The sequence below is a fragment of the Streptomyces sp. CA-146814 genome (genome assembly GCF_050942385.1).
In the GTDB taxonomy this organism is placed as follows: domain Bacteria; phylum Actinomycetota; class Actinomycetes; order Streptomycetales; family Streptomycetaceae; genus Streptomyces.
The window spans coordinates 7,512,273-7,534,527 of sequence record NZ_CP192068.1 but is presented as its reverse complement, the minus strand read 5'-3'; the positions used below and the strand labels follow the sequence as shown (position 1 = coordinate 7,534,527).

Here is a 22,255-nt window from a genome sequence, read left to right as displayed (position 1 = left end):
GGCGGAGCGAGGACGCCCCGCCCCGCCCCGCCGTTCCCGTCCGCCACCGTGGCGGACGAAGGGACAGGACCTGGGGCCTACGGTCCCCAGGTGTGCAACAGCGCCGTGAGGTCGCCGATCACCCTGCGGCCCGGGGCCGCGCTGATCGGGGTCGCGGAGGGGACGGCCACCACCCGGCAGCCGGCCGCCTCGGCCGCCGCGATGCCGGTGGGGCTGTCCTCGATCACCAGGCAGGCGGCGGGCGGGAGGTGGAGGCGGGCCGCCGCTTCCCGGTACGGGTCCGGGTGGGGCTTGGAGCGGTCCGTCTCGCCGTCCGCCAGCGTCGTACGGAACACTTCGCCGCCCAGCGTCTTGAGCACCGCGTCCACGACCCGGCGCGGCGAGGCCGACACCAGGGCGGCGGGGATGTTCCCGTCGGCGAGGCGCTCCAGCAGGGCGCGGGCGCCGGGACGCAGTTCGACGCCCGCTTCGACCGCTGCGAGGAACGTGTCCTCCAGAGCGCTCTCCAGGGCCCGGCTGCTGACCGGCTGTGGGCACAGCGTCGCGAGGTAGGCCGCCGTGTCGGCGCAGGTGCGGCCGAGGACCCCGGCGCCCTCCTCGTCGGTCAGCGTGTGGCCGTGAGCGGCGGAGACCTGGCGGGTCGCGTCGAGCCACAGGGGTTCGGTGTCCACCAACGTGCCGTCCATGTCGAGGAGTACGGCCTGCGGCAGGGTCGGTACGGCGGTGCCGTCGAGGGTCCAGTGCGAGTCGGGGGTCCGGTCGAGCGCGGCGTACACCTGGGCGGCCACGTCCTCGTGCCGGACCGGGCGTACGGGAGTGGCGCCCGCCGTGATGTCCGGGCCCGCGCAGGCCAGCCAGGCGGTGCGTTCGGCCTCGCTCGTCCCGCCGTGGCCGCCCTCGTCCCGGTGCCCGTGGTCGGTGACGACGAGGACGGTCCAGGCCTCGTCCTCGTACGTACGGCGCTCGCGCAGCGCGGTGAGGAGGCGGCCGAGGCGGCGGTCGGCCGAGGCGATGGACTTCTCGTAGGCCGTTCCGCAGCCGAGGTGGTGGGCGGTCTCGTCCGGGGCTCCGAGGTAGACGAAGGAGGCCTCGGGGTCCTCGTGGGTCAGGACGGCGACGGCGTCCCGCACGGTGGCCTCGTCCGCGTCCTCCCAGGCCTGCGGGGTGTCGGCGGCCGGGGCGTGGTGGGTGAGGCGGGTGGGGCGGCGGAACATCGGGCCGCCGTCGGCCACGGTGACCAGCGGTTCCCATGCTGCCGCGACATAGGTGCGGCGGCCGTCCTGGCGGGCCAGGCGGGTGGCGAAGTCCGGGAAGACGCCGAGGCGGTGGCCGCTGAAGTCGTTGGACCACACGGCGTGTTTGGTGACGCGGACGCCGGTGACGATGGTCGCCCAGCACGGGCCGGACATGGTGGGCGTGGAGTCCGCGACCGTCACGGGGGCCAGGAATCCGAAGTCCGCGACCGTATCGAGGTGAGGGGTGGGGACGCGGGCGAGGGTGTCGAGGCGTACGCCGTCGATGCCGACGACGAGCACGCGGCGGGCGCGGGGCATGGGTGCCTTCCTGAAAAGGGGTCAGGCCTGCTGGTGAAGGGTGCGGGGGTCCACCGCGTGGGCGAACGGCAGCCCGTGCGCGTACCGTTCGAGCTCGTCGACCGCCGCGTCCGCCAGCCGGTGGAGCTCGCCGCCCTGGGAGCCGGCGATGTGCGGGGTGAGCAGCACGTTCGGCAGGTCGTACAACGGCGATTCGGCGGGCAGCACTTCGGGCTCGGTGTGGTCGAGTACGGCGTTCAGGCGGCCGGTGGTCAGCTCCTTGACCAGCGCGTCGGTGTCGACCAGGGAACCGCGTGCGGTGTTGACGAGCGTCGCGCCGTCCCGCATGAGCGCGAGGCGTCCGGCGTCGAACAGGTGCCGGGTCTGCGGGAGTTCGGGGGCGTGGAGGGTGACCACGTCGCTCTGCGCGACGAGCGCGTCCAGATAGGTCAGCTCCACGCCGAGAGCCCGCGCGCTCTCCTCGTCCAGATACGGATCGTGCACGAGGACCCGCAGATCGAAGGGGCGCAGCAGTTCGGCGACGCGACGGCCGATGCGGGAGGCGCCGACGATGCCCACCGTACGGCGGTAGTTGCCGATGGACGGGAACGCGCTGAGCAGGTTGACGCGGCTCCGGGACGCGCGGTAGACGCGGGCGCTCTCCAGGACGTTCTTGTTGGCGAAGAGGATGGCCGCGACCGTGTACTCCGCGACCGGAAGGGCGTTGGCGGTGGCGGCCGTGGAGACGGTGATACCCCGGTCCCAGACCTCCTGGGTGATGTGGTGCTTCACCGAGCCCGCCGCGTGCACGACGGTCCGCAGGCGGGGCATGGCGCTCAGGGCGTCGGCGGTCAGGCGCGGGCAGCCCCAGCCGGTGAAGAGCGCCTCGGTGTCCCGGAGTGCCGCGCGCTGTGCCGGGTCGTCGGCGCCGAAGTCGGTGACGAGCAGGGCGGGTTGGACGTCGGCGACCTGGGCTAGGCGCTCCAGTGCCTCCGGGCGGAGGATCGCGTCGCGGGTCTCGCCGCTCATCGCGAGGACGGTACGGGGCCGGGTGCGCGGCCGGCTGGTGGAGGTGGCGGGGCGGCTCACTTGACGGCTCCTGCGGTGAGGCCCGAGCGCCAGAAGCGCTGCAGGCAGAGGAAGGCGACGATCAGCGGGACGACGGCCACCAGGGAGCCGACGATGACCAGGGGGTACAGCTCGGGCTGCTGGTAGACGTTCTGGTTCCACATGAACAGGCCCAGGTTGACGGGGTAGAGCCGCTCGTCGTTGAGCATCATCAGCGCGCCGTAGAAGTTGTTCCAGTTGGCGGTGAACGAGAACAGGAAGATGGTCACGAAGCCGGGCGCGAGCATGGGAAGGGCGACCTTGGTGAAGATGCGCAACTCCCCCGCCCCGTCGACCCGCGCAGCTTCCAGGACCTCGCCCGGTACGTACCCCTCGGAGAAGACGCGCGCCAGGTAGACGCCGAACGGGTTGACCAGGCTCGGGATCAGCACGGCCCAGTAGGTGTCGACGAGGCCGAGCTCCGAGGCCATCAGGTACAGCGGGAGCTGGACGACGGTGGACGGGATGAGGACGCCGACGAGGACGACGCCGAACAGCTTCTCCTTTCCCCGGAAGACGTACTTGTCGAAGGCGTAGCCGCAGGCGACGGAGACCAGGGTGGAGAGGACGGCCGCGACGAGCGTGTAGAGGAGGCTGTTGAGCAGCCAGCGGCCGTACAGCCCGTCGTTGTACGCGAAGAGGGCGTCCAGGTTGGACAGGAGGTGGAAGTCGCCGAGGCTGAAGGGGTTGGTGGCGAAGAGGTCGCGGTAGTTCTTGGTGGCGGCGATGAGCAGCCAGGTGAGCGGCATCAGGGTGTAGACGGCGACGACGGCCAGGACAGCGTTGACCGCGACCTTCGAGGTGAGCCCTTGGGTACGCCGACGGGGGCGCCGGGGCGGGGACGGCCGGCGGGCGGGCGCGGAGGCGGGTGGTGCGTCGGGGGTGGCTGTCTGGGTGCTCATGAGGCCTTCCACCGGTTGCCGAGCTTGGTGACGACGAAGGACAGCAGGCCGGCGACGAGGGCGAGGATCAGGGAGCTCGCGGCGGCCAGGCCGTAGTCGTGGCCCTTGAAGGCCGCGGTGTAGATGAACATGGTCGGTGACCAGTCCTCGCCCATGGTGTTGGCCCGGAGCTGGACGAGTTTGGGGGCGTCGAAGAGCTGGATGGCGCCGACGCAGGTGAAGAGCAGGGTCAGCACGACGGTGGGCCGGATCATGGGGACCTTGACCTGGAGGGCGGTGCGCAGGGCGCCGGAGCCGTCGACGGTCGCGGCCTCCAGGACCTCGCGCGGGACGGCCTGGAGCCCGGCGTAGAAGATGATCATGTTGTAGCCGGTCCACTGCCAGGCGGAGATGTTGACGACGGAGTAGATCGCCTCGTCCTGGCCGAAGAAGTTCCAGTTCGCGCCGAGCGCGTCGAGTACGTCGGTGACCGGGCTGAGGCCCGGTGTGTACAGGTAGAGCCAGATGAGCGAGGCGATCAGGCCCGGCACCGCGTGCGGCAGGAAGTAGGCGATCTGGAAGAAGCGGCGGGCGCGGGCCATGGCCGAGTCGACGAGCAGGGCGAGGATGAGCGCGCCGCCGACCATGGCCGGGATGTAGAGGACGCAGTAGAAGGCGATGTGGCCGAAGGAGCGGAGGAAGGCCTCGTTGCCGAGGGCCTCGGTGAAGTTGCCGAATCCGGCGAAGACGCGTTCGGTGCCGCCGAATCCGAGGCCGGAGGACTCCTCGCGGAAGAGGCTCATCCAGGCCGCGTAGAGCATCGGCAGGACGGTGACGGCGGTGAAGAGGGCGAAGAACGGCACCATGAACAGGGCGACGGCCCGGCGCTGTCCACGCCGTGCGCCGGGGCCGCCGGGGGCTCGGTGCTCCGCCGGTCCGGCGGGGCCGTCGGACGGCGGTGCGGCCTCGGGTTGTGGGGTCTTGGCCGGCCGGGTGAGTGGGGCTGCCACCTGGTGCTCCTTCGGCGGGTCGGGCGGGAGGGGAGGTGCCGGGGCGGGGCGGGGCGGTACGGAGGGGGATCGCCTTCCGTACCGCGCCCGGGCGCCGGACTACTTGTCGAGCTTCAGGCCGCGGTCCGTGACCGCGCTCTCGCCCTTCGCCTGTCCGGCGCTGAGCATCTTGGTGTGGTCCCCGCCCGCGGCCATCTGCGCCGAGGTGACCTGCTGCTGCACCGGGCCCCAGCTCCAGCCCGGCACGATGGTGTCGGCGGCCTCGCCGGCGAGCTGGTAGACGTCCTGGTCGCCGAAGTAGGAGTTGTCGAACTCCTTGGCCGCGGCGGCCCGCATGCCCTCGTTGGCGGGCAGGGCACTGCTCGGGGTCTTGAGGGAGCTGAGACGGGCGGTCATGGCCTTCGGGTCGGTGGTGACCCACGTGATGAACTCGGCGGCCGCTTCGGTGTGCTTGCTGCCCTTGGGGACGATGTAGGAGGTGCCGCCGTACATGCCGGTGCTCGGTGTGCCGTCCCAGGTCGGGAGCGGGGCTATGCCCCACTTGCCTTTGCTGTCCGGGTAGCTGACGGGGAAGTTGCCCGCGCTCCAGGCGGCGCCGATGATGGTGGCGACCTTGCCGGTGGCGCGCTCCTTGGTCTCGCCCTCGCCCCAGAGCGGGGTCTTGGAGGCGAGGCGGTCCTTGAGGAGGCCGTCCCAGTAGGCGGCGACCTTCCGCGAGGCGGGTTCGTCGATGTTCACCTTCCAGGCGTCGTCCTTGGTGCCGTACCACTGGGCGCCGGCCTGCCAGGCGAGGCCGGAGAGCAGGGCCGGGTCGCCGCCGCCGAAGTTGGTGATGGTGAGGTTCGGGTCGCCCTGGTGGATCTTCTCCGCGGCCTTCCGGTAATCCGCCCAGGTGGTGGGCGTCTCGACGCCGTACTTCTTGAAGAGGTCCTTGCGGTAGTAGAGCTGGATGGGCGTCACGTCGAAGGGGACGGCCCAGGTGGAGCCGCCGAGGTTGACCAGGGACTGGACGGCCTCGGGGAACTCCTTCTTCACCAGGTCGCCGGAGGTGGGGGTGAGGTCTTCGAGGTTGCCTTCGCTGGCGTACTCGGGGAGCGCGGAGTAGTCCATGGTGGCGATGTCGGGGGCGTTGCCGCCCTTGACCGCGTTGGAGAGCTTGGTGACGCCTTCGGGGCCGGCCGGGACGAGCGAGAAGTTCACCTTGATGCCGGGGTGCGTCTTGTTGAACGCGTCCGCCGTCTCCTTGGCGCCCGCGGTGGCCGACCAGAAGGTGAGCGTGACGGGCTTGCCGTCGCCGGGACCCGACGCGTCGGCGTCCGAGCCGCCACCGCAGGCGGTGGTGAGCAGGGCCAGTGCGGCGGCGGACGCCACGAGGGCGAGGCGGGTGGTGCGGTGCGTACAGGGCATGGGCCGGCTCCTACGGGACCTCGAACTGCGGGAGATGAGGCGAACGGCACACATCATTTTGCGCAGAACCGATCACCGTCAAGAGCAAATGACCGATTCAATCGAATCGATCATTGACCGAGAGGTGTACGGACCGGTCGTGTGGCGCGTCGGAGCACGCGAAAAGCCGTACCCGCAGGGCCTGTTGGCCCGGGGCACGGCCGGTGACGAAGTCCGTTACGCCGGCGGAGGACGCGTCACGTCAGGCGCGGGCCGCAGCCGCTCCGCACGAGACCCGGACGCGCAGCGTGGGCAGGAGGTCGAGGTGACGGCGGGCGGCGGGGGCCTCGCCGGGCACGCCGAGCCGGGAGAGCAGCAGCCCGGCCGCCGCCGCACCGACCCCGTGCTTGTCCGGCGCCACGGCGGTGAGCGGCAGGTCGGCCAGGCTCGCCACCTCGTCGTCGTACGCGATCACCGCGAGGTCCTCCGGCACCCGCACACCACGGGCCTGAAGGCGCGGGATGAGCACGATGGCGTCCGCGTCGCTGTGCACGATCGCGGCGGTGACATCGCCGCCGGCCACGCCCTCGCAGAGGTACTCCAGGGTCCGCTCGAAACGGTCGGCCTCCGAGCGCGACGGCGTGCCCTGAAGGGGTGAGGCGGCGACCGGGCTCAGCCCGAGCGCGGTGACGGCGGCCGCGTAACCTTCCCTGAGCCGGGGGGCGGTGGGGCTCTCCTGCACGGCGAGCGCGATGGACCGGTGGCCGAGCCCGGCCAGGTGCGCGACCGCCTCTGCGGCGCCGTGGGCGTGGTCGGAGCGCACCCGGTCCAGCCGCGCCGCCGGGTGGCCGATCGGGGCCCAGCGCTCCACCAGGACGACCGGAGTGTCCTGCTCGGCGGCCCACAGCCCCTCGCCCGGTTCCGGGTGGCCGCGCTCCCAGCTCGGTGTCAGGAGGAGGCCGTCGGCGCCGGTGGAGAGCAGGCGGCGGGCCTGGGCCGCGTCCTCGTCCGGGAGGTAGCGGGAGAGCCCGATGGTCAGGCGCGCACCGGCGGCCTCCACCGCTTCCCGGGCGCCGCGCACGACGTCCGCGTAGTAGTACTCGGTGGTCGGCACGACCATGCCCACCACGAGCCCTTCGGCGGACGGTACGGCGGCGGGGGCCGGCCTCGCCTCGCCGGAGGGCCAGACCACCGCGCCGTGCAGCCGCTCCACCAGCCCCTGTGCCGCGAGCGTCTCGACGTCCCGGCGCAGGGTGACCGCGGACATGCCGAGTTCCTCGGCGAGTTCGGCGACCCGGAGGCTGCCGCGTTCGCGGACGAGCTGGAGCACCCGCTCGTGGCGCTGGTCGACGTGGAGTCGCATGGATCCCCTTGGTCTCGTGGGACGGCTGTGGCGGTGATGGCTGCGCTGGCTCAGCCCCTCAACCATATCGATCGCATCCGCTCGAAACGATCCCACCGGCAGCTTTACCTCCGCCGTGCGGCGGAAGCGCTGATGCGCCCGGACAGGGCCATACACCGCCACTGAAGCGATCAACACGATCAATTCGGCCAAAGTTATTGAGCGGGTTGCCGGACGGCTGTTAGAAAGTGCCCTGCCCGCTCTGAACCGCTCAGAACAGTCGGATCCAGGGATCTGGTCAGCGCTCGGCGCGCCGGTTCCGCCGGAAACGAGACACCCGACCCGGAGCTCACCATGACATCTGCCTGGTCCCGCCGGACGTTCCTCGCCACCTCGGCCGTGCTCACCGCCGCGGGCGGCAGCACCCTCGCGACGGCAGCACCCCGCACCGCTGCCGCCGCCTCCATCGCCGCCTCTCCTTCCGCCTCCGCCGACGATCCGTACGCCGCGCTCCGCGCCACCTGGAGCGCGCTGATCCTCGGCGAAGGGTTCAGCCCGACCGCCGAACCCTTCAGGAGCCGGCTGGCCGCGCTCGGCGCACAGGCCCGCGGCCGGCTGGACACCATGGCCCCGGCGAACGGATCGCTCTGGCCGGACGCCGTGTACGCCGACCCCGACCCGGACACCGACCCCGAGTCGTACGGCTTCTCCGCGAAGATGGCCGAGAGCTTCATCCGGCTGAACACGATGGCGCAGGCCTACCGCCAGCCGGGCACCGGCCTCACCGGAAACACCGGTCTGCGCGACGCGATCGTCACCGGCCTGGAACACCTCAACAGCCAGGTCTACAAGGCCGGGCAGGTGCGGTACGGGAACTGGTACAGCTGGCAGATCGGCGCACCGCAGGCCCTGCTGGACGTGTGCGTGCTGATGTACGACGCCCTGACCCCGGCGCAGCTCGGGCGCTACTGCGCCGCCGTCGACCACTTCGTACCGGACTCCGCCGTCGCCTCGTACACCGGCACGAGCACCGGGGCGAACCGGGTCGACCTGTGCCGGGTCCTGGCCCTGCGCGGGGTCGTCGGCGGGAGCGCCGCCAAGATCGCGCTCGCCCGGGACGCCCTCTCCCCCGTCTTCCCGCTGGTGAGCAAGGGGGACGGGCTCTACGCCGACGGTTCGTTCATCCAGCACACCACCGTGCCGTACACCGGCAGTTACGGGTCGGTGATGCTCGGCGGGCTCGGGCTGCTGTTCGCGCTGCTCAAGGGGACCACGTGGGAGGTGACCGACCCGAAGCGGCAGGTGGTGTTCGACGCGGTGGAGAACGCCTGGGCGCCCTTCCTCTACAACGGGCTCGTGATGGACTCCGTCGCGGGCCGCGCGATCAGCCGCGGTGAGGTCGACGACCACCGGCGCGGCCATCCGATCCTCGCCTCGATCGTGCTGCTCGGCCGGGGCGCGTCGGCCGCCGAGAACGCGCGGTGGCGGGCGCTGGTGAAGGGCTGGGCGCAGCGCGACTACTACAGCCCGCCGCTGGACAATCCGTCCCTCAACCTCACGGCGCTGTCCCGCCTCAAGTCCATCCTGGACGACACCTCGCTCACCCCGCTCCCCGAACCGGAGGGCCACCGCCTCTTCCCCGACATGGCCCGCGCCACCCACCGCCGCCCCGGCTGGGCCGCCGCCCTCTCCATGGCCGACCGGCGGATCACGTACTACGAGACCGGCAACGGCGAGAACCTGCGCGGCTGGCACACCGGGTCCGGGATGCTCTACTGGTGGGGCGACACCTTCGCCAACGGCCAGTACAGCGACGCCTTCTGGCCCACCGTCGACCCGTACCGGCTCCCCGGCACCACGGCCTCGCGCAAGGTGCTGGCCGACGGGGCGGGCGGCGACTGGGGCGTGGCGCTCCCGGATGTGAACTGGGTCGGCGGGGTCACGGACAGGAAGCGGGCGGCGGTCGGACAGTACCTCAAGGGGCTGTCCAGCACGCTGCTGGCGAAGAAGTCGTGGTTCTTCCTGGACGACACCGTGGTCTGCCTGGGTGCCGGGATCCGCTGCCAGGACGGTACGGCGGTGGAGACCACGGTGGACAACCGCAACCTGGGGCCGACGGGGAACGCGCCCTTCGCCGTCGACGGCTCGGCGAAACCCGTCACCCGTCCATGGTCGGCGACGCTGACAGGCGCCTCCTGGGCTCATCTCGGCGGGCACGGCGGCTATGTCTTCCCGGGCGGTGCGACCGTCAAGGCGCTGCGCGAGAACCGGTCCGGCCGGTGGCGGGACATCAACACCGGCGGCTCCACGGAGACGCTCACCCGCACCTACCTCACGCTCTGGTTCGACCACGGCCGGAACCCGGCGAACGCCTCGTACGCCTACCAGCTCCTCCCCGGCGCCTCCGAACAGCGCACCGCCGCCCGGGCCGCCGACACCGGCTGGCTGCGGGTGCTCACCAACACCGACGACCAGCAAGGGGTTTCGGTCCCCTCGCTCGGGCTGACCGCCGTCAACTTCTGGTTCGGCGGCAGCGTCGGTCCGCTCACCGCGGACGCCCCTTGTTCCGTCATGGTCACCGAGCACGCTGACGGCACGGCCACTCTCTGCGTCAGCGACCCCATGCGCGCGCGGACGAGCCTGACGCTGACCTGGAGCCGGGCCGTCTCCGCGGTCGTCTCGAAGCCGTCGACCGTGACGTCGGCGACCACCGGATCGTCACTGCGCCTGGTGTTCGGCGACCTCTCCGGTACGCGCGGGGCGACGCAGACGGTGAAGGTGCGGCTGGCCTGACACGGCCGGAGCCGGGGGGGGGGGGCCGTGGGCGCGTGAGGCGGTGGGATGGGTCGCGGGCCTGGTCGGCGGGGCGGAGCGGGCAGGCCCGACCAGCCCCTCAGGACCCGTCGTCGCCGCGCACCGGACTCGTAGACTCGCCCGCATGACCCAGCAGCGGATAGCTCCGGCCCTCGTTCCCGCGTTCGCGCCCGACGGCGTACTGCGCGCCTCCATCAACCTCGGCAATCCGATCCTGGCCGGCCGGAGCCCGGCGGGCGGCGACCCTGCCGGTGTCTCGGTCGACCTCGCGTACGAGTTCGGGCGACGGCTCGGGGTGGACGTCGAGCTCGTGGTCTTCGAGAAGGCGGCGGCTTCCGTGGACGCGGTGAGGGCGGAGAAGGCGGACATCGGGTTCTTCGCCGTGGACCCGGCGCGGAGCGAAGGGCTGCTGTTCACCGCGCCGTACGTCCTGATCGAGGGCAGCTACCTCGTACCCGAGGCGTCCGCGCTCACCGAGAACGGGCAGGTGGACCGCGAGGGGACCCGGATCTCGGTCGGGTCGGGCAGCGCCTACGACCTCTTCCTGACCCGAGCGATCGAGCGCGCGGAGATCGTACGGCTGCAGGGCGCGCCTGCCGCGCTCGCCGCACTGCGGGAGGGAGAGGCCGAAGTGGCCGCCGGGATCCGCCAGTTGCTGGAGGGCGAGGCCCGGCGTGCGCCGGGGGTACGGATGCTGCCGGGGCGCTTCATGGTGATCCGGCAGGCGATGGGCATCCCGGCCGCCCGGGGTACGGCGGCGCAGGACGTGCTGGCGTCGTTCGTGGAGGAGATGAAGGCGAGCGGGTTCGTCGCCGAGGCGCTGGAGCGGCACGGGGTCGAGGGGGCGCTCGTGGCACCGGCGGCTCAGCTGCCGTCCTGAGCGGTGCCGCTCACCGGATCAACTGCCGTCCTGAGCTGTGCCGGTGAACGGCTCAGCTGCCGTTCTGTGCCGTGTCTCGCCCCGGCTCAGCTTCTCTCCCCGCCGTCCAGCCCCTCGCCGAGCAGGCGCCGGGCCTTCTCGCGCAGGCGTTGCCGGTGTTCGGGGTCGGTCGCCCGGTCGGCGGCGCGGCCCAGTTCCTCGGCGCGTTCGCGGGTGCGGCGGGCTCTCTCCAGCGGGGTGTCGGGCAGGTTCATGGGGTGTCCTCCGTCGTGGTTCCTCCGTCGGCAACCTGGTGTTGCGTGCGCGGTCGGAGCCCCAGCGTCACCGGAGTCGGTCCGGATCGCATCTCGTGCGGTCACGTACGGTGACGCCTGCCGTGTGACGGGCGCGGTCGGTCCAGCGGCGCGCGCAGCGCTGTGGAGTCGCTGCGCCAGGCGGCGAGGAGGCGGGCGGCGAGGCGGTCCTCCAACAGTCCGGTGGCCTCGATACCGAAGGCGATGTCGGGTTCCAGCTGCGGCTCGTCGGCGAGCAGTCCGCCGATGACATCGCGGCGTACCACCTGTTCGTGCACCGCGTCGGCCTCGACGTGTTCGTCGTAGAACCGCTGCGCCGCCGGTCCGGCCCCGACCCGCTTCAGCGCGGCGGCCAGCCGGCGCGAGCCGGGTGAGGAGGTGACCTCGACGGCGGCGAAGTGGCCGACCAGGGCGCCCCGGAGCGAGCGGTGGAGCCCGAAGAGGGACATCAGGTTGACGGTGGCGAGCACATCGGCGGGTGCGGCGTCGAGGTAGTGGCCGTACGCCGTCTCCAGGGACAGGTCGCTCATCAGGTCGGCGTACAGGCGGGCGTGGACGTCCGCCTCCCGTCCGGCGCCGAACTCGTCGAACTCGACCGCCACCATCGCCGCCTTGGCCCGTCCGTACAGCCGTGGGATCACCCAGGCGTGCGGATCGGCCTCCTTGAGGTGGTACAGCGAGCGCAGGGCGGCGTACTCGCGCAGCTGCCACAGTTCGCCGTCGTCCCGCAGGAAGTGGCTGACGCTGTGGCCGTCGTCGCCGATGGGCTCGACCAGCAGTCCGGCCAGTGCCGTGTCCACGTCCGCGTCGGCCCGCGTTCCCGCGCGGAGCGCGGCGAGGAAGGGCCGCTCCAGGGAGCGGCGCAGTCCGAGCAGGGCCGGGTCCCATTCGTGGTCCTCGTCCACGTCTTCGAAGCCCTGGTAGTGCAGCTCGTACAGGACGTAGAGGGCGAGTTGGAGGTCGTCGCCGAAGGGGTCCGCGTCGGTGGCCCGGCGGTCCCGCGGTGGATCGCCGGTGCGCAGGGCGGTGATGACCTCGCCGGACAGCGGTCCGCGCGGGGCGGGCAGCGGAGGGCTCCGTCGCCTCGGTTCACGGTAGGCGGTCATCAGGCGGCTCCATCGGTACGGTCGGTGGCGTCGGTACGGTCGGCGGCGTCGGTCTTCTCGCGGTCCTCGGGCTTCACCCGGCGGCGGTGGCTGGTGTCGCACCACGGGTACGTGCGGGTCTTGCGGCAGGTGCAGATCGCGGCGGTGAAGCGGCGGGAGGTGTACACGGTGCCGTCGTCGCCGACCACCTCGACCGGCCCCTCCACCAGCAGGGGCCCTTCCGCGCCCAAGGTGACGCGGGCGGGCCGGGCGGGACGGTCAGGACGTTCAGGGCTGCTCGGCACGGATGACCACCAGCTTCTCCTCGTCGGTGTGCTCGTCCAGGAGGCCCCGGCCGCGCAGCCAGGAGAGCCGGGAGAGCAGGACGGGCCCGAACGGCACGCTCGCCGTGTCGCTCACCGCGGCCTTCAGCCCGCCGCTCGACAGGCGCCGCAGGGTCTCCTCCGTACCGGTCAGGTCGGAGTGGACCATGAGCAGGACCCCTCCCCTGCGCAGCAGGTACGGGGCCGCGTCGCAGATGCGGTCCACCACCGCGCGCCCGTCGTGCCCGGCGTCCCAGGCGCGCGCGTTGCCCCGCCGCGGCGGCAGGCCGAGCGGCGAGGGGACGTAGGGCGGGTTGCTGAGCACCAGGTCGTACGTCCGGCCGGGGACCGGGTCCGCCAGGTCGCCCCGGTGGACGGTGACGCGCTGCCGGGCGAGCCGGGCGTTGAGACGGGCGGTGAGGACGGCCCGGCGGCCGACGTCGACGGCGGTGACGTGCGCGCCCCGGCGTGCGGCGGCCACCGCGAGGAGGCCGCTGCCGGTGCCGAGGTCGATCACGTCGGTGCCGGGGCCCACGGTCTCGCGGGCCAGGGCCCTCAGCAGCAGATGCGTGTCGTGCTGGGGCGCGTAGACGCCGGGCAGGGTGCGGACACCCCGCCTCCGGGAAGTGGTCAGCGTGGGCACGGCAGCGGTCACGGATACCTCCTGCACGCGTCGGACGCGTGAATCGTGGGTCGTACCACCCGTCAAGGCTCCGCTCCTTCCGTCCGGCGCGCCAATCGTGGGTTCGCGCAGCGTGACCGGGTTCGGCCGACCTCGGCCGACGAACCGAGTTCCCCTGCCCAACCTGTTCACACCTGCGAAACCCGGTCGACGGCAGGCTGGCCGCACAGGGCCCGGACAGCACGGAACGCCTGGCAGGGCGAGTCCCGTAAACAGACGTACGGGGCTCGCCTTGCCAGGCGTTCCATGGTGGTCAGCGGCGGCGCGACGACCCGGTGCGCAGACCGGAACCGATGCCTGCCACATGCAGGGCGAGCAGCGCCAGACCGATGAGCATGACGTTCGTCGATGCGAACACCTCGTTCGTCGAGATGTCCGCCGCGTTGATCAGGAAGGCGATGAAGAACAGAACGGCCGCGGCTATACCCAGCATGATTGATTCCCTTCCGAGTGTGGTGAGAGCCATGTGCCCATGAATCGCGGGGTTAGACAGCCGAGGGCGCACCAGGGGGGCGTGAACACGTCACGGCAGTGACCCGTTCGCCATCCCTCGCGCCCTGCCGGGGATCACGGGCCGCGGCCAGGATGAGCCGACCGCACAAGATCCCGGCGAATCCGCGCACCCGTCCCGTGGGGCGGGTGGTCACGCGGTGGAAGGAATCCACGTTGCTGCTTCTCATCTCCCCCGACGGTGTCGAAGAGGCTCTCGAGTGCGCGAAGGCGGCGGAACACCTCGACATCGTCGACGTCAAGAAGCCTGACGAGGGCTCGCTCGGCGCGAACTTCCCGTGGGTCATCAGGGAGATCCGTGCGGCGGTCCCGGCGGACAAGCCGGTCTCCGCCACCGTGGGCGACGTGCCGTACAAGCCCGGCACGGTGGCCCAGGCGGCGCTCGGCGCGGCCGTCTCCGGAGCGACGTACATCAAGGTCGGCCTCTACGGGTGCACGACGCCCGACCAGGCCGTGGAGGTGATGCGCGGGGTCGTGCGGGCCGTGAAGGACTACCGGCCGGACGCGTTCGTCGTCGCCTCCGGGTACGCCGACGCGCATCGGATCGGCTGCGTCAACCCGCTCGCGCTGCCCGACATCGCCCGCCGCTCGGGCGCCGACGCGGCGATGCTCGACACCGCGATCAAGGACGGGACGCGGCTGTTCGACCACGTGCCGCCCGCCGCGTGCGGGGAGTTCGTCCGGCTGGCGCACGAAGCCGGTCTGCTGGCGGCCCTGGCGGGCAGTGTGAAGGCGGAGGACCTCGCCACGCTGACCCGGATCGGGACGGACATCGTGGGCGTACGCGGGGCGGTCTGCGAGGGAGGCGACCGCAACGCCGGCAGGATCCAGCCGCGGCTGGTGGCCGCCTTCCGGGCGGAGATGGACCGGCACGCCCAGGAGCACGCGACCTCCGTGGCCGCACGCTGACCGCCGGCATGGAGCCCCGTGAACCCGGCGGCGAGCGCTTCGCCGTCATCGACCCGGCGACCGGCGAAGCCTTCGACGAAGCGCCTGACCAGCGGCCGGAGGAGTTGGACGAGGCCGTCGCCCGGGCCCACGAGGCCTGGCCGGGCTGGCGGTCTAACCCCGCCGCCCGCGCCACCGCCCTCGTCGCGTCGGCCGACGCCGTGGAGGCGGCCGGGGCGGACCTCGCTCACCTGCTCACCCGCGAACAGGGCAAGCCGCTGGCCGAGTCGCACGCGGAGGTCGCCCGTACGGCGGCCCGCCTGCGCCACTTCGCCGGCATGGCCCCCGAGGTGCGGACGATCGACGACGGGCGGCCGGTGCACAGCGAGATCCGCTGGCGGTCGCTCGGGCCGGTCGCCGCCATCGTCCCGTGGAACTTTCCCCTCCAGCTCGCCTCGGCGAAGTTCGCGCCCGCGCTCGCCGCCGGCAACACGGTCGTGCTCAAGCCCTCTCCCTTCACTCCGCTCGCCACCCGGCTGCTGGGATCCGTCCTCTCCGAAGCCCTTCCCGACGGTGTGCTGACGGTCGTCACCGGCCGCGAACCGCTCGGTTCGCTCCTGGCGTCGCATCCGGGGATCCGCCATGTGACGTTCACCGGTTCGGTGGAGACCGGCCGGGCCGTCGCGGCGGCCGCGGCGCCCGGACTCGCCCGGGTCACGCTGGAGCTGGGCGGCAACGACGCCGCCGTCCTGCTGGACGACGTCGATGTGGAGCGGATCGCGGACCGGCTGTTCCGGGCGGCGTTCCGCAACTGCGGGCAGGTGTGCATGGCCGTCAAGCGCGTGTACGCCCCGGCCCGGCTCCACTCCCAGGTGATGGAGGCGCTGGCGGAGCGGGCGAAGACGGTCGTGGTCGGGGCCGGTCTCGACCCCCGTACGGAGCTGGGTCCGCTCAACAACGCGGCGCAGCTGGCCCGGGTGGAGCGGTGCACGGCCCGGGCCCTGGAGGAGGGGGCGCGGGCGGTGGCCGGTGGGCACCGGCTGGACCGGCCGGGGTATTTCTACGCTCCGACCGTCCTGGCCGATGTCCCGCCGGACAGCCAGGTGGTGACGGAGGAGCAGTTCGGTCCGGTGCTGCCGGTGCTGCCGTACGGGGATCTCGACGAGGCCGTCGAGGCGGCCAACGCCACCCGCTACGGCCTCGGCGGCTCGGTGTGGGGGACGGACCTGGACCGGGCGGAGGAGGTGGCCGGCCGGCTGGAGTGCGGGACGGCGTGGATCAACCACCACGCCGAACTGTCGCTCGCCCAGCCCTTCGCGGGCATCAAGGAGAGCGGCGTCGGCGTGGCGGGCGGGCCGTGGGGCCTGTACGGGAACCTCCGGCCGTTCGTCGTACACCGGCCACGGGAGGCGGGCCGATGAGGTTCGCCGCGGCGGTACTGCGCTCGTACGAGGACCCGTTCGCCGTCGAGGAGGTGGTGCTGAACACGGGGCCGGCCGAGGGCGAGGTCCTGGTGCGGATCGCGGGGTGCGGGATGTGCCGTACCGATCTGGCCGTCCGGCGCTCGGCCGGCCGGTCGCCGCTGCCCGCGGTGCTCGGCCATGAGGGGTCCGGGGTGGTGGTGGAGACGGGCGGGCCGGACACCGGTCTCCTCGCCGGCGACCATGTCGTGCTGAGCTTCGACTCCTGCGGGCACTGCCACAGCTGTCTGGGCGGGGCGCCCGCGTACTGCGACCGGTTCGCCGCGCTCAACCTCTTCGGCGGGCGCCCGGAGCACGCGGCACGGTTCACCGACGCGACCGGGCGCGCGCTGGCCCCGCGCTGGTTCGGCCAGTCCTCGTTCGCCGCGTACGCGATGGTCCCGGCCCGTAACGCCGTACGGGTCGATCCCTCACTCCCCCTGGCCATGCTCGGGCCGCTCGGCTGCGGCTTCCTCACCGGCGCCGGGGCCGTTCTCAACTCCTTCGGTGCCGGTCCCGGCGACACGGTCGTGGTCCTCGGGGCGGGAGCGGTGGGCCTGGCGGCCGTCATGGCGGCGACCGCTGCCGGAGCGGTGGCCGTGGCGGTCGACCGGCATCCCGAACGGCTGTCCCTGGCCGAGAAGTTGGCCGCCGTCCCGGTGCACTCCGACTCCGCCGACCTGCCGGGCCGCATCCGGCGGCTGACGGACGGCGGCGCGCCGTACGCGCTGGACACCACCGGGTCGGCGCGGTTGATCAACGACGCGTTACGGGCCCTGCGTCCGACCGGTCACCTCGGCCTGGTGGCCCGGCTGCACACCGCGCTCCCGCTCGAACCAGGGACGCTGGACCGGGGCCGGAGGCTCTCGCACATCTGCGAGGGCGACGCGGTGCCGGGGCTGCTGATCCCCCGGCTGACCGGGCTGTGGCAGGCCGGCCGGTTCCCGTTCGACCAGTTGATCCGTACGTATCCGCTCGCCGAGATCAACGAGGCCGAACGCGACTGCGAGGCGGGCCTGGTGGTCAAACCGGTGCTGATTCCGTAGGACCCGCGAATTCCACATACCAAGGGAGTCCACATGGTCGAAACAGCGCACCGGAACACCGGTGTGGAAGGCGTGGCGGGCGGGGTCGGCGTGACAGCTCTGCTGGTCGCAGCGGCGCGGGCGATCGAGACCCACCGCCCCGACAGCCTGGCGCAGGACGTCTACGCGGAGCACTTCGTGCTGGCCGCTCCGGCGTCCCAGGGCTGGCCGGTCCGTCCGAGGGAGGTCCCGGACGGGGACGGGGACCCGTTGTGGGGACGGTTCGCCCGGTACTTCGGGCTGCGGACGCGGGTCCTCGACGACTTCCTGCTCCGGTCGGTCCACGCGGAGGACGTCCGCCAGGTGGTCCTGCTCGGCGCGGGGCTGGACGCGCGGGCCTACCGGCTCGACTGGCCTGCCGGCTGTGTGATCTTCGAGATCGACCGCCAGGAGGTGCTGGCGTTCAAGCACCAGGTGCTCGACGGTCTTTCGGCTCTCCCGAAGGCGGCTCGCGTGCCGGTCCCGATGGATCTGCGCGACGACTGGGCGGGCGCGCTGCCCGGCGCGGGCTTCGACCCGTCCGCGCCGAGCGTCTGGCTGGTCGAGGGGCTGCTGTTCTATCTGCCTCCGGCCGCCGAGACGTATCTCGTCGACACGGTCGACCGGCTCAGCGCCGGCGGCAGTGCGCTGGCCTTCGAGGTCAAGTTGGAGAAGGACCTGCTGGCATACCGCGACAGCCCGCTCTACACGTCCACGAGGGAACGGATCGGCATCGACCTGCTCAGCCTCTTCGACCTGGCTCCCCGCCCCGACTCCGCGGGCCGCCTGGCGGAGAAGGGCTGGTCCACTGCCGTCCACACGCCTTTCGACTTCACCCACCGGCACGGCCGCGGCCCGCTGCCGGAGGAGAACGACGCGCTGGCGGGCAACCGCTGGGTGTTCGCGGACAAGCCACGGCTGTAGACGCTGACCTCGTAGGCGGTATCCCCCGGGGTGGTCCGTCAGCCTGCGTCGCGCAGTTGACGGAGGTACGTGGCGGTCACCGCGACGGCCCGGTCCGCGTCGTGCGACAGCTCCGCGAGGGCCCGTGACGCCCGCGTCCCCGGGATGCCTGCCAGCGCCTGGGTCAGCCGTCCGCGTGCGGGCGCTGCGGTGGCGGTGTGGGCGAGGCGCTCGACGAGCCGGTGCGCGATCCGGTCCGCCGTCGCCGTGTCGCTCGCCAGCACGCTCAGCGTGTCGGCCGCGTCGGTGTCGTTCCGGCCCTCGACCACCATGTCGAGAAGGGCCGGGACGGCGTCGGCCTCGCCCCGGGCCCCGATCGCCACAGCAGCGTGGCCCCGGACCACCGGGTCGGTGTGCGCGAGGGCGTCGCGGAGATGGCCGACGGCCGCACCGCCGTCCAGCTCGGCGAGGGACCGGACGGCGCGTTCGCGGACGGCGGCCACCGGTGAGCCGAGCCCCTGAGCCAGCAGGGCCGGTGCGCCGTCGCCCGAGCGTGCCAGCGCCCAGCGAAGGGCGCCCGCGACGTGCGGATCGCTCTCGTCGAGCGCCGCCTCGACCAGCGCCTCCACCGGCACCGGAACCGTGTCGGCGGAGGAGAGGGCCGCGCGCTGGCGTGCGTCGGCGCTCGTGGATCCCAGCGCCTGGAGCAGCGTGACGACCTGGAGCGCGTCCTCCCAGTCGGCGGGGTCCGCCGCGTGGAGCCGGTCCAGCCGTCCGAGCAGCTCGGTCTCCGCCGCGATGCGGGTCCGGGTCCGCCGGATGAGGTCCTCGACGAGCGACGAGGGCGTGAAGTCAGCGTCGTCGAGGGCGCGTCTGACCTCACGCAGCGACAGCCCGAGCGCCCGCAGGCTCTCGATGTGGAAGATCCGCCGGATGTCCTCCGTACCGTACTCCCGGTAGCCGGAGCCGGTACGGCCCGAAGGGGACACCAGGCCGAGCGACTCGTAGTGCCGGAGCATGCGGGCACTGACCCCGGACCGCCGCGCCACCTCACCGATCAACACGCCTCATCGTCCCTCCTGGCCCGTCCCGCCGAGGGCCACGACGCGCTTCGCCTCCTCGATGGCGAAGGTGAACCCGGCGTCCGGGTCGCGCAGCAGCCGTTGCGTGGCGAGGGCGTGGGCGCGGACGCGCGGGTCGGGTGCCGTCGTCGCGGCGAGCAGGGCCGGCCCGATCGCCTCGCCCAGGGCGACCAGGGCTCGGCTGAGGCTCAGCTGTGTCTCCAGCTCACCGCGCCCGAGCTGCGTCGCCAGCACCTCGGCCAGAGCGGGCTCCTCGCCTTCCGGCACGAGCACGGCCGCCGCCCGCCAGGCGCTCCGCGCCACCTCGTCGTCGGCGTCGGTCAGGAACGCCCGGGTGATGGCGGGCCAGGCCCGCCGGTCACCGATCTTGGACAGCGTGTGCAGCGCCTGGCTGCGTGCCTGCGTACGCTCCGAGCGGAGTTCGACGAGCAGCACGGGCAGCGTCAGGGTGACCGGGTGCCGGGTCAGCGCCCAGGTGAGCATGTCGCGGACGAAGAACTCGGGCTCGACCGCGCACCGTTCGACGAGCGGGTCGACGTAGTGCGGGTCGGGTGCCGTGCCGGTCGCCAGAGCCGCCCGCAGCCGTACGGACGCGTCGTCGTCCGCCAGCCCCCGGAGCGCTCGTCCTTCATGCGTGTCCTGTCCCGTGACCGTCATCGAGACCACCTCCTCGGCCTGCAGTGAAGACCCTGTCACCGTGTCAAGGTCAAGCGGGAGCGGGCATCGCCGACCCGACGGTGACATTTAGGTAAGCCTCACCTAATATGACGACTGTCGTCTTCGGGTCCCCACGCGAGAAGCCGGTACCCCCTCTTCTTTTCCTATTCACCCCGGGCACAGCTGCGCCCCACAGCTGTCCGTGCCTCTCCCCGAAGGAGACATGCAGCGCATGTCCATGCCCCGCCGCGGCCACCTGGCCGCTCTCGCCGCCCTGACCGTCGTCTCCCTGGGCACCGGCGTCCTCGCCGTCCCGGCCGTTGCGGCCCCGGTCTCCGCCACCGCGGACCAGGCCCCGGCCCAGCAGCCCGGCTCCACCTCGGCGGCCGCCCCGATCCTGGTCTCCGGCGGCTCCTCCTGGGGCTTCAAGAAGTCCTGGGTCGGCTATGTCACGGGCAACGGCGGCACGGTGACGGTGGCCGGCGGCGCCACCAAGGACGCCGCCGGGCTGATCGGCTACCCGGTCAAGCACGGTTCGGTGGACCCCGCCAAGCGCAACGCCGATGTACGTTTCGCCGGCTCGGTCACCTATGCGGTGCCCGTCCACGACATCACCGCCATCACCATCGCCAACCCGCGGGTCGTCCTCAAGAACGGCAAGGGCACGCTCCACGCCGACGTCACGACCGACCTGACCGCCGGTCAGGCCCCTGTCTTCACGGCCGGCGTGCCGCTCGCCACCCTGGAGGCCGCCGCCGGCACGCTGAGCGGCTCCACCCTCGACTGGACCGGCATCGCCACCTCCCTCACCGAGGAAGGCGCGCGGATATTCGCCTACCAGGGCCGGCCGATGTACCCGGCCGGCACGGCGCTGGACCCGATCGGCATCGCCGGCACCACCAGCGTCCCCACCCTGACCGTCAGCCAGGTCACCGGGCTCGGCGAGGAGACCCAGGTCACCGTCGTCGGCACCGGCTACCAGCCCGGCCGCGGTGTGTACCTGGCGCAGTCGGTCGCGCTGTCCGGCACCACGTACCCCAGCCTCTACGGCAACGCGGCCTGGGTCCGCCAGGTCGGCACCGACGGCTCCTTCACCCTGACGGCGAAGCTCACCGAGACGTTCACCTCCGGCACCACCACCGTCGACTGCCGCACCACCGCCTGCTTTCTCACCACCTTCAACTCGCACGACGGCGGCGACTCCACCTGGATGCCCTCGCGCGCCCAGGACGTCGCCCAGCCGCTCTTCTTCGGCACCGCCGTCCCGGCCGCGGTCGTGACCCAGCACCCCACTTCGCGTACCGCCCGCTCGGGCGCCGACGCCGTCTTCACCGCCGCCGCGACCGGCTACGACTCGGTCCGCTGGGAGCGCAGCACCGACGCCGGCAAGACCTGGAGCACCGTCTCCGGCGCCACGTCCGTCACGCTGTCGGTGAAGGCGTCCGCCGCCGTCAACGCCCACCGCTACCGCGCGGTGTTCGTCAACGCGTCCGCCGAGACGGCCACCTCGGCCGCCGCGCTCACCGTCTCCACCGTGCCCGCCCGGATCATCTCCTTCAACGCCGCCCCCGAGCCGATCAGCAAGGGCAGCAAGCTGAAGATCGCCGCCACCCTCCAGACCGCCGGCGCCACCAGCAACACCTGGAGCCCGCTGGCCAAGGCGCCCGTCGTCGTCGAGTTCCAGGCGAAGGGCGCCAAGACCTGGAGCAGGGCCGCCACCGTCACCACCAGCGCCAAGGGCGCCGTCGCGACCTCGGTCACCGCCAAGGCGGACGGCACCTGGCGTGCCCGCTACGCCGGGACCGCCGACCGCGCCGCGGCCGTCAGCGGCACCGACTTCGTGGACGTCAAGCTGCGGACCCTCATCGCCGGCTTCAACGCCTCCCCGGAGCCGGTCCGCAAGGGCCGCACCATCACGGCGAAGGGCACCCTGCGCAGCCTGGACGGCAGCTGGAGGAACACCTCCGGCCAGTCCGTGAACATCCTGTTCCAGGCCAAGGGCTCCAAGACGTGGAGCAGGCTGGCCACCGTGCGGACGAACAGCAAGGGCGTCTTCACCAAGGGCTTCACCGCCAAGAAGGACGGCACCTGGAAGGCCGAGTTCAAGGCCACCGCCGCCCGTCTGGGCTCCACGAGCACCGGCGACTACGTCGACGTCCGCTGATCCGCGTCGGCCCGTACACCTCCACCGGACGGCCGGTCACCGCAGGCAACGCGCCCGCAGGTGACCGGCTGTCCGGCCGTTCACCGCGCCGCGCCCACGCCGCCGGGCCACGTCCCGTAGGCCGAACGGGCGGGCCGACGCTTCCCGGCACGCCTCTGTGGGTGTTTCTCCGCCGGGAGCGTGCCGCTGTCG

The 22,255-nt window shown here is 72.5% G+C and carries 20 protein-coding genes; 7 read left to right on the top strand and 13 right to left on the bottom strand.

Annotation, left to right across the window (positions count from 1 at the left end):
- Positions 1 to 77: 77 nt before the first annotated feature.
- From ACQP09_RS33380 to ACQP09_RS33355, 6 genes are all read right to left on the bottom strand, one after another.
- Positions 78 to 1,553, bottom strand: a complete 1,476-nt coding sequence (locus ACQP09_RS33380) for an HAD-IA family hydrolase (protein WP_433406401.1) — start codon at positions 1,551 to 1,553, stop codon at positions 78 to 80.
- Between the two features lie 21 nt (positions 1,554 to 1,574).
- Entirely contained in the window at positions 1,575 to 2,561 is a 987-nt protein-coding gene (locus tag ACQP09_RS33375; protein ID WP_433406845.1) for a hydroxyacid dehydrogenase, read from the bottom strand.
- A 56-nt stretch (positions 2,562 to 2,617) separates the two neighbouring features.
- Complete coding sequence (locus tag ACQP09_RS33370; RefSeq protein WP_433406400.1) at positions 2,618 to 3,541, bottom strand: carbohydrate ABC transporter permease; 924 nt, start codon at positions 3,539 to 3,541, stop codon at positions 2,618 to 2,620.
- Complete coding sequence (locus tag ACQP09_RS33365; RefSeq protein ID WP_433406399.1) at positions 3,538 to 4,530, bottom strand: carbohydrate ABC transporter permease; 993 nt, start codon at positions 4,528 to 4,530, stop codon at positions 3,538 to 3,540. Before ACQP09_RS33365 ends, ACQP09_RS33370 begins: the two co-directional genes overlap by 4 nt.
- Positions 4,531 to 4,629: 99 nt before the next feature.
- Positions 4,630 to 5,937, bottom strand: a complete 1,308-nt coding sequence (locus tag ACQP09_RS33360) for an ABC transporter substrate-binding protein (RefSeq protein ID WP_433406398.1) — start codon at positions 5,935 to 5,937, stop codon at positions 4,630 to 4,632.
- A gap of 241 nt (positions 5,938 to 6,178) precedes the next feature.
- Positions 6,179 to 7,279 carry a substrate-binding domain-containing protein gene (locus ACQP09_RS33355; protein WP_433406397.1) on the bottom strand — a complete coding sequence of 367 codons (1,101 nt, stop codon included), beginning with the start codon at positions 7,277 to 7,279 and terminating at the stop codon, positions 6,179 to 6,181.
- Between the two features lie 333 nt (positions 7,280 to 7,612).
- On the opposite strand from ACQP09_RS33355, the gene ACQP09_RS33350 reads away from it, so the two are divergent.
- Positions 7,613 to 10,051, top strand: a complete 2,439-nt coding sequence (locus tag ACQP09_RS33350; protein ID WP_433406396.1) for a polysaccharide lyase 8 family protein — start codon at positions 7,613 to 7,615, stop codon at positions 10,049 to 10,051.
- Between the two features lie 145 nt (positions 10,052 to 10,196).
- Positions 10,197 to 10,952, top strand: coding sequence for a transporter substrate-binding domain-containing protein (locus ACQP09_RS33345; protein WP_433406394.1), 756 nt, complete (start codon positions 10,197 to 10,199; stop codon positions 10,950 to 10,952).
- Between the two features lie 86 nt (positions 10,953 to 11,038).
- On the opposite strand, the gene ACQP09_RS33340 is transcribed toward ACQP09_RS33345, so the two are convergent.
- The 5 genes from ACQP09_RS33340 to ACQP09_RS33320 all read right to left on the bottom strand — a co-directional run bounded on the left by ACQP09_RS33340 (position 11,039) and on the right by ACQP09_RS33320 (position 13,768).
- Entirely contained in the window at positions 11,039 to 11,206 is a 168-nt protein-coding gene (locus tag ACQP09_RS33340; RefSeq protein ID WP_433406393.1) for a DUF6381 family protein, read from the bottom strand.
- A 101-nt stretch (positions 11,207 to 11,307) separates the two neighbouring features.
- Complete coding sequence (locus ACQP09_RS33335; RefSeq protein WP_433406391.1) at positions 11,308 to 12,351, bottom strand: iron-containing redox enzyme family protein; 1,044 nt, start codon at positions 12,349 to 12,351, stop codon at positions 11,308 to 11,310.
- Positions 12,351 to 12,635 carry a CDGSH iron-sulfur domain-containing protein gene (locus ACQP09_RS33330; RefSeq protein WP_433406390.1) on the bottom strand — a complete coding sequence of 95 codons (285 nt, stop codon included), beginning with the start codon at positions 12,633 to 12,635 and terminating at the stop codon, positions 12,351 to 12,353. Before ACQP09_RS33330 ends, ACQP09_RS33335 begins: the two co-directional genes overlap by 1 nt.
- A complete protein-coding gene (locus tag ACQP09_RS33325; RefSeq protein ID WP_433406389.1) occupies positions 12,619 to 13,308 on the bottom strand; it encodes a HemK2/MTQ2 family protein methyltransferase in 690 nt (229 codons plus the stop codon). Before ACQP09_RS33325 ends, ACQP09_RS33330 begins: the two co-directional genes overlap by 17 nt.
- A gap of 280 nt (positions 13,309 to 13,588) precedes the next feature.
- Entirely contained in the window at positions 13,589 to 13,768 is a 180-nt protein-coding gene (locus ACQP09_RS33320; RefSeq protein ID WP_404062727.1) for a hypothetical protein, read from the bottom strand.
- Positions 13,769 to 14,001: 233 nt separating this feature from the next.
- Between ACQP09_RS33320 and ACQP09_RS33315 the strand changes: the two genes are divergently transcribed.
- The 4 genes from ACQP09_RS33315 to ACQP09_RS33300 are packed head-to-tail and all read left to right on the top strand — an operon-like array spanning position 14,002 to position 18,181.
- The gene (locus ACQP09_RS33315; RefSeq protein ID WP_433406388.1) at positions 14,002 to 14,754 is read left to right on the top strand and encodes a (5-formylfuran-3-yl)methyl phosphate synthase; all 753 of its coding nucleotides are present in this window, start codon (positions 14,002 to 14,004) and stop codon (positions 14,752 to 14,754) included.
- An 8-nt stretch (positions 14,755 to 14,762) separates the two neighbouring features.
- Entirely contained in the window at positions 14,763 to 16,154 is a 1,392-nt protein-coding gene (locus ACQP09_RS33310) for an aldehyde dehydrogenase family protein (protein WP_433406387.1), read from the top strand.
- Complete coding sequence (locus ACQP09_RS33305) at positions 16,151 to 17,239, top strand: NAD(P)-dependent alcohol dehydrogenase (protein WP_433406386.1); 1,089 nt, start codon at positions 16,151 to 16,153, stop codon at positions 17,237 to 17,239. The genes ACQP09_RS33310 and ACQP09_RS33305 overlap by 4 nt, the downstream gene beginning before the upstream one ends.
- A 33-nt stretch (positions 17,240 to 17,272) precedes the next feature.
- Positions 17,273 to 18,181 (top strand): class I SAM-dependent methyltransferase, encoded by a 909-nt coding sequence (locus ACQP09_RS33300; RefSeq protein WP_433406384.1) that lies wholly within the window; start codon positions 17,273 to 17,275, stop codon positions 18,179 to 18,181.
- Positions 18,182 to 18,219: 38 nt separating this feature from the next.
- Here ACQP09_RS33300 and ACQP09_RS33295 read toward each other — a convergent pair whose 3' ends face one another.
- Positions 18,220 to 19,224: a MerR family transcriptional regulator gene (locus tag ACQP09_RS33295; protein ID WP_433406383.1), complete on the bottom strand. Its 1,005-nt coding sequence runs from the start codon at positions 19,222 to 19,224 to the stop codon at positions 18,220 to 18,222.
- A 3-nt stretch (positions 19,225 to 19,227) separates the two neighbouring features.
- Positions 19,228 to 19,899, bottom strand: coding sequence for a HEAT repeat domain-containing protein (locus tag ACQP09_RS33290; protein WP_433406381.1), 672 nt, complete (start codon positions 19,897 to 19,899; stop codon positions 19,228 to 19,230).
- Between the two features lie 232 nt (positions 19,900 to 20,131).
- Here ACQP09_RS33290 and ACQP09_RS33285 point away from each other — a divergent pair, with 232 nt between their 5' ends.
- Complete coding sequence (locus ACQP09_RS33285) at positions 20,132 to 22,063, top strand: HtaA domain-containing protein (protein ID WP_433406380.1); 1,932 nt, start codon at positions 20,132 to 20,134, stop codon at positions 22,061 to 22,063.
- The last annotated feature ends 192 nt before the right edge of the window (positions 22,064 to 22,255 follow it).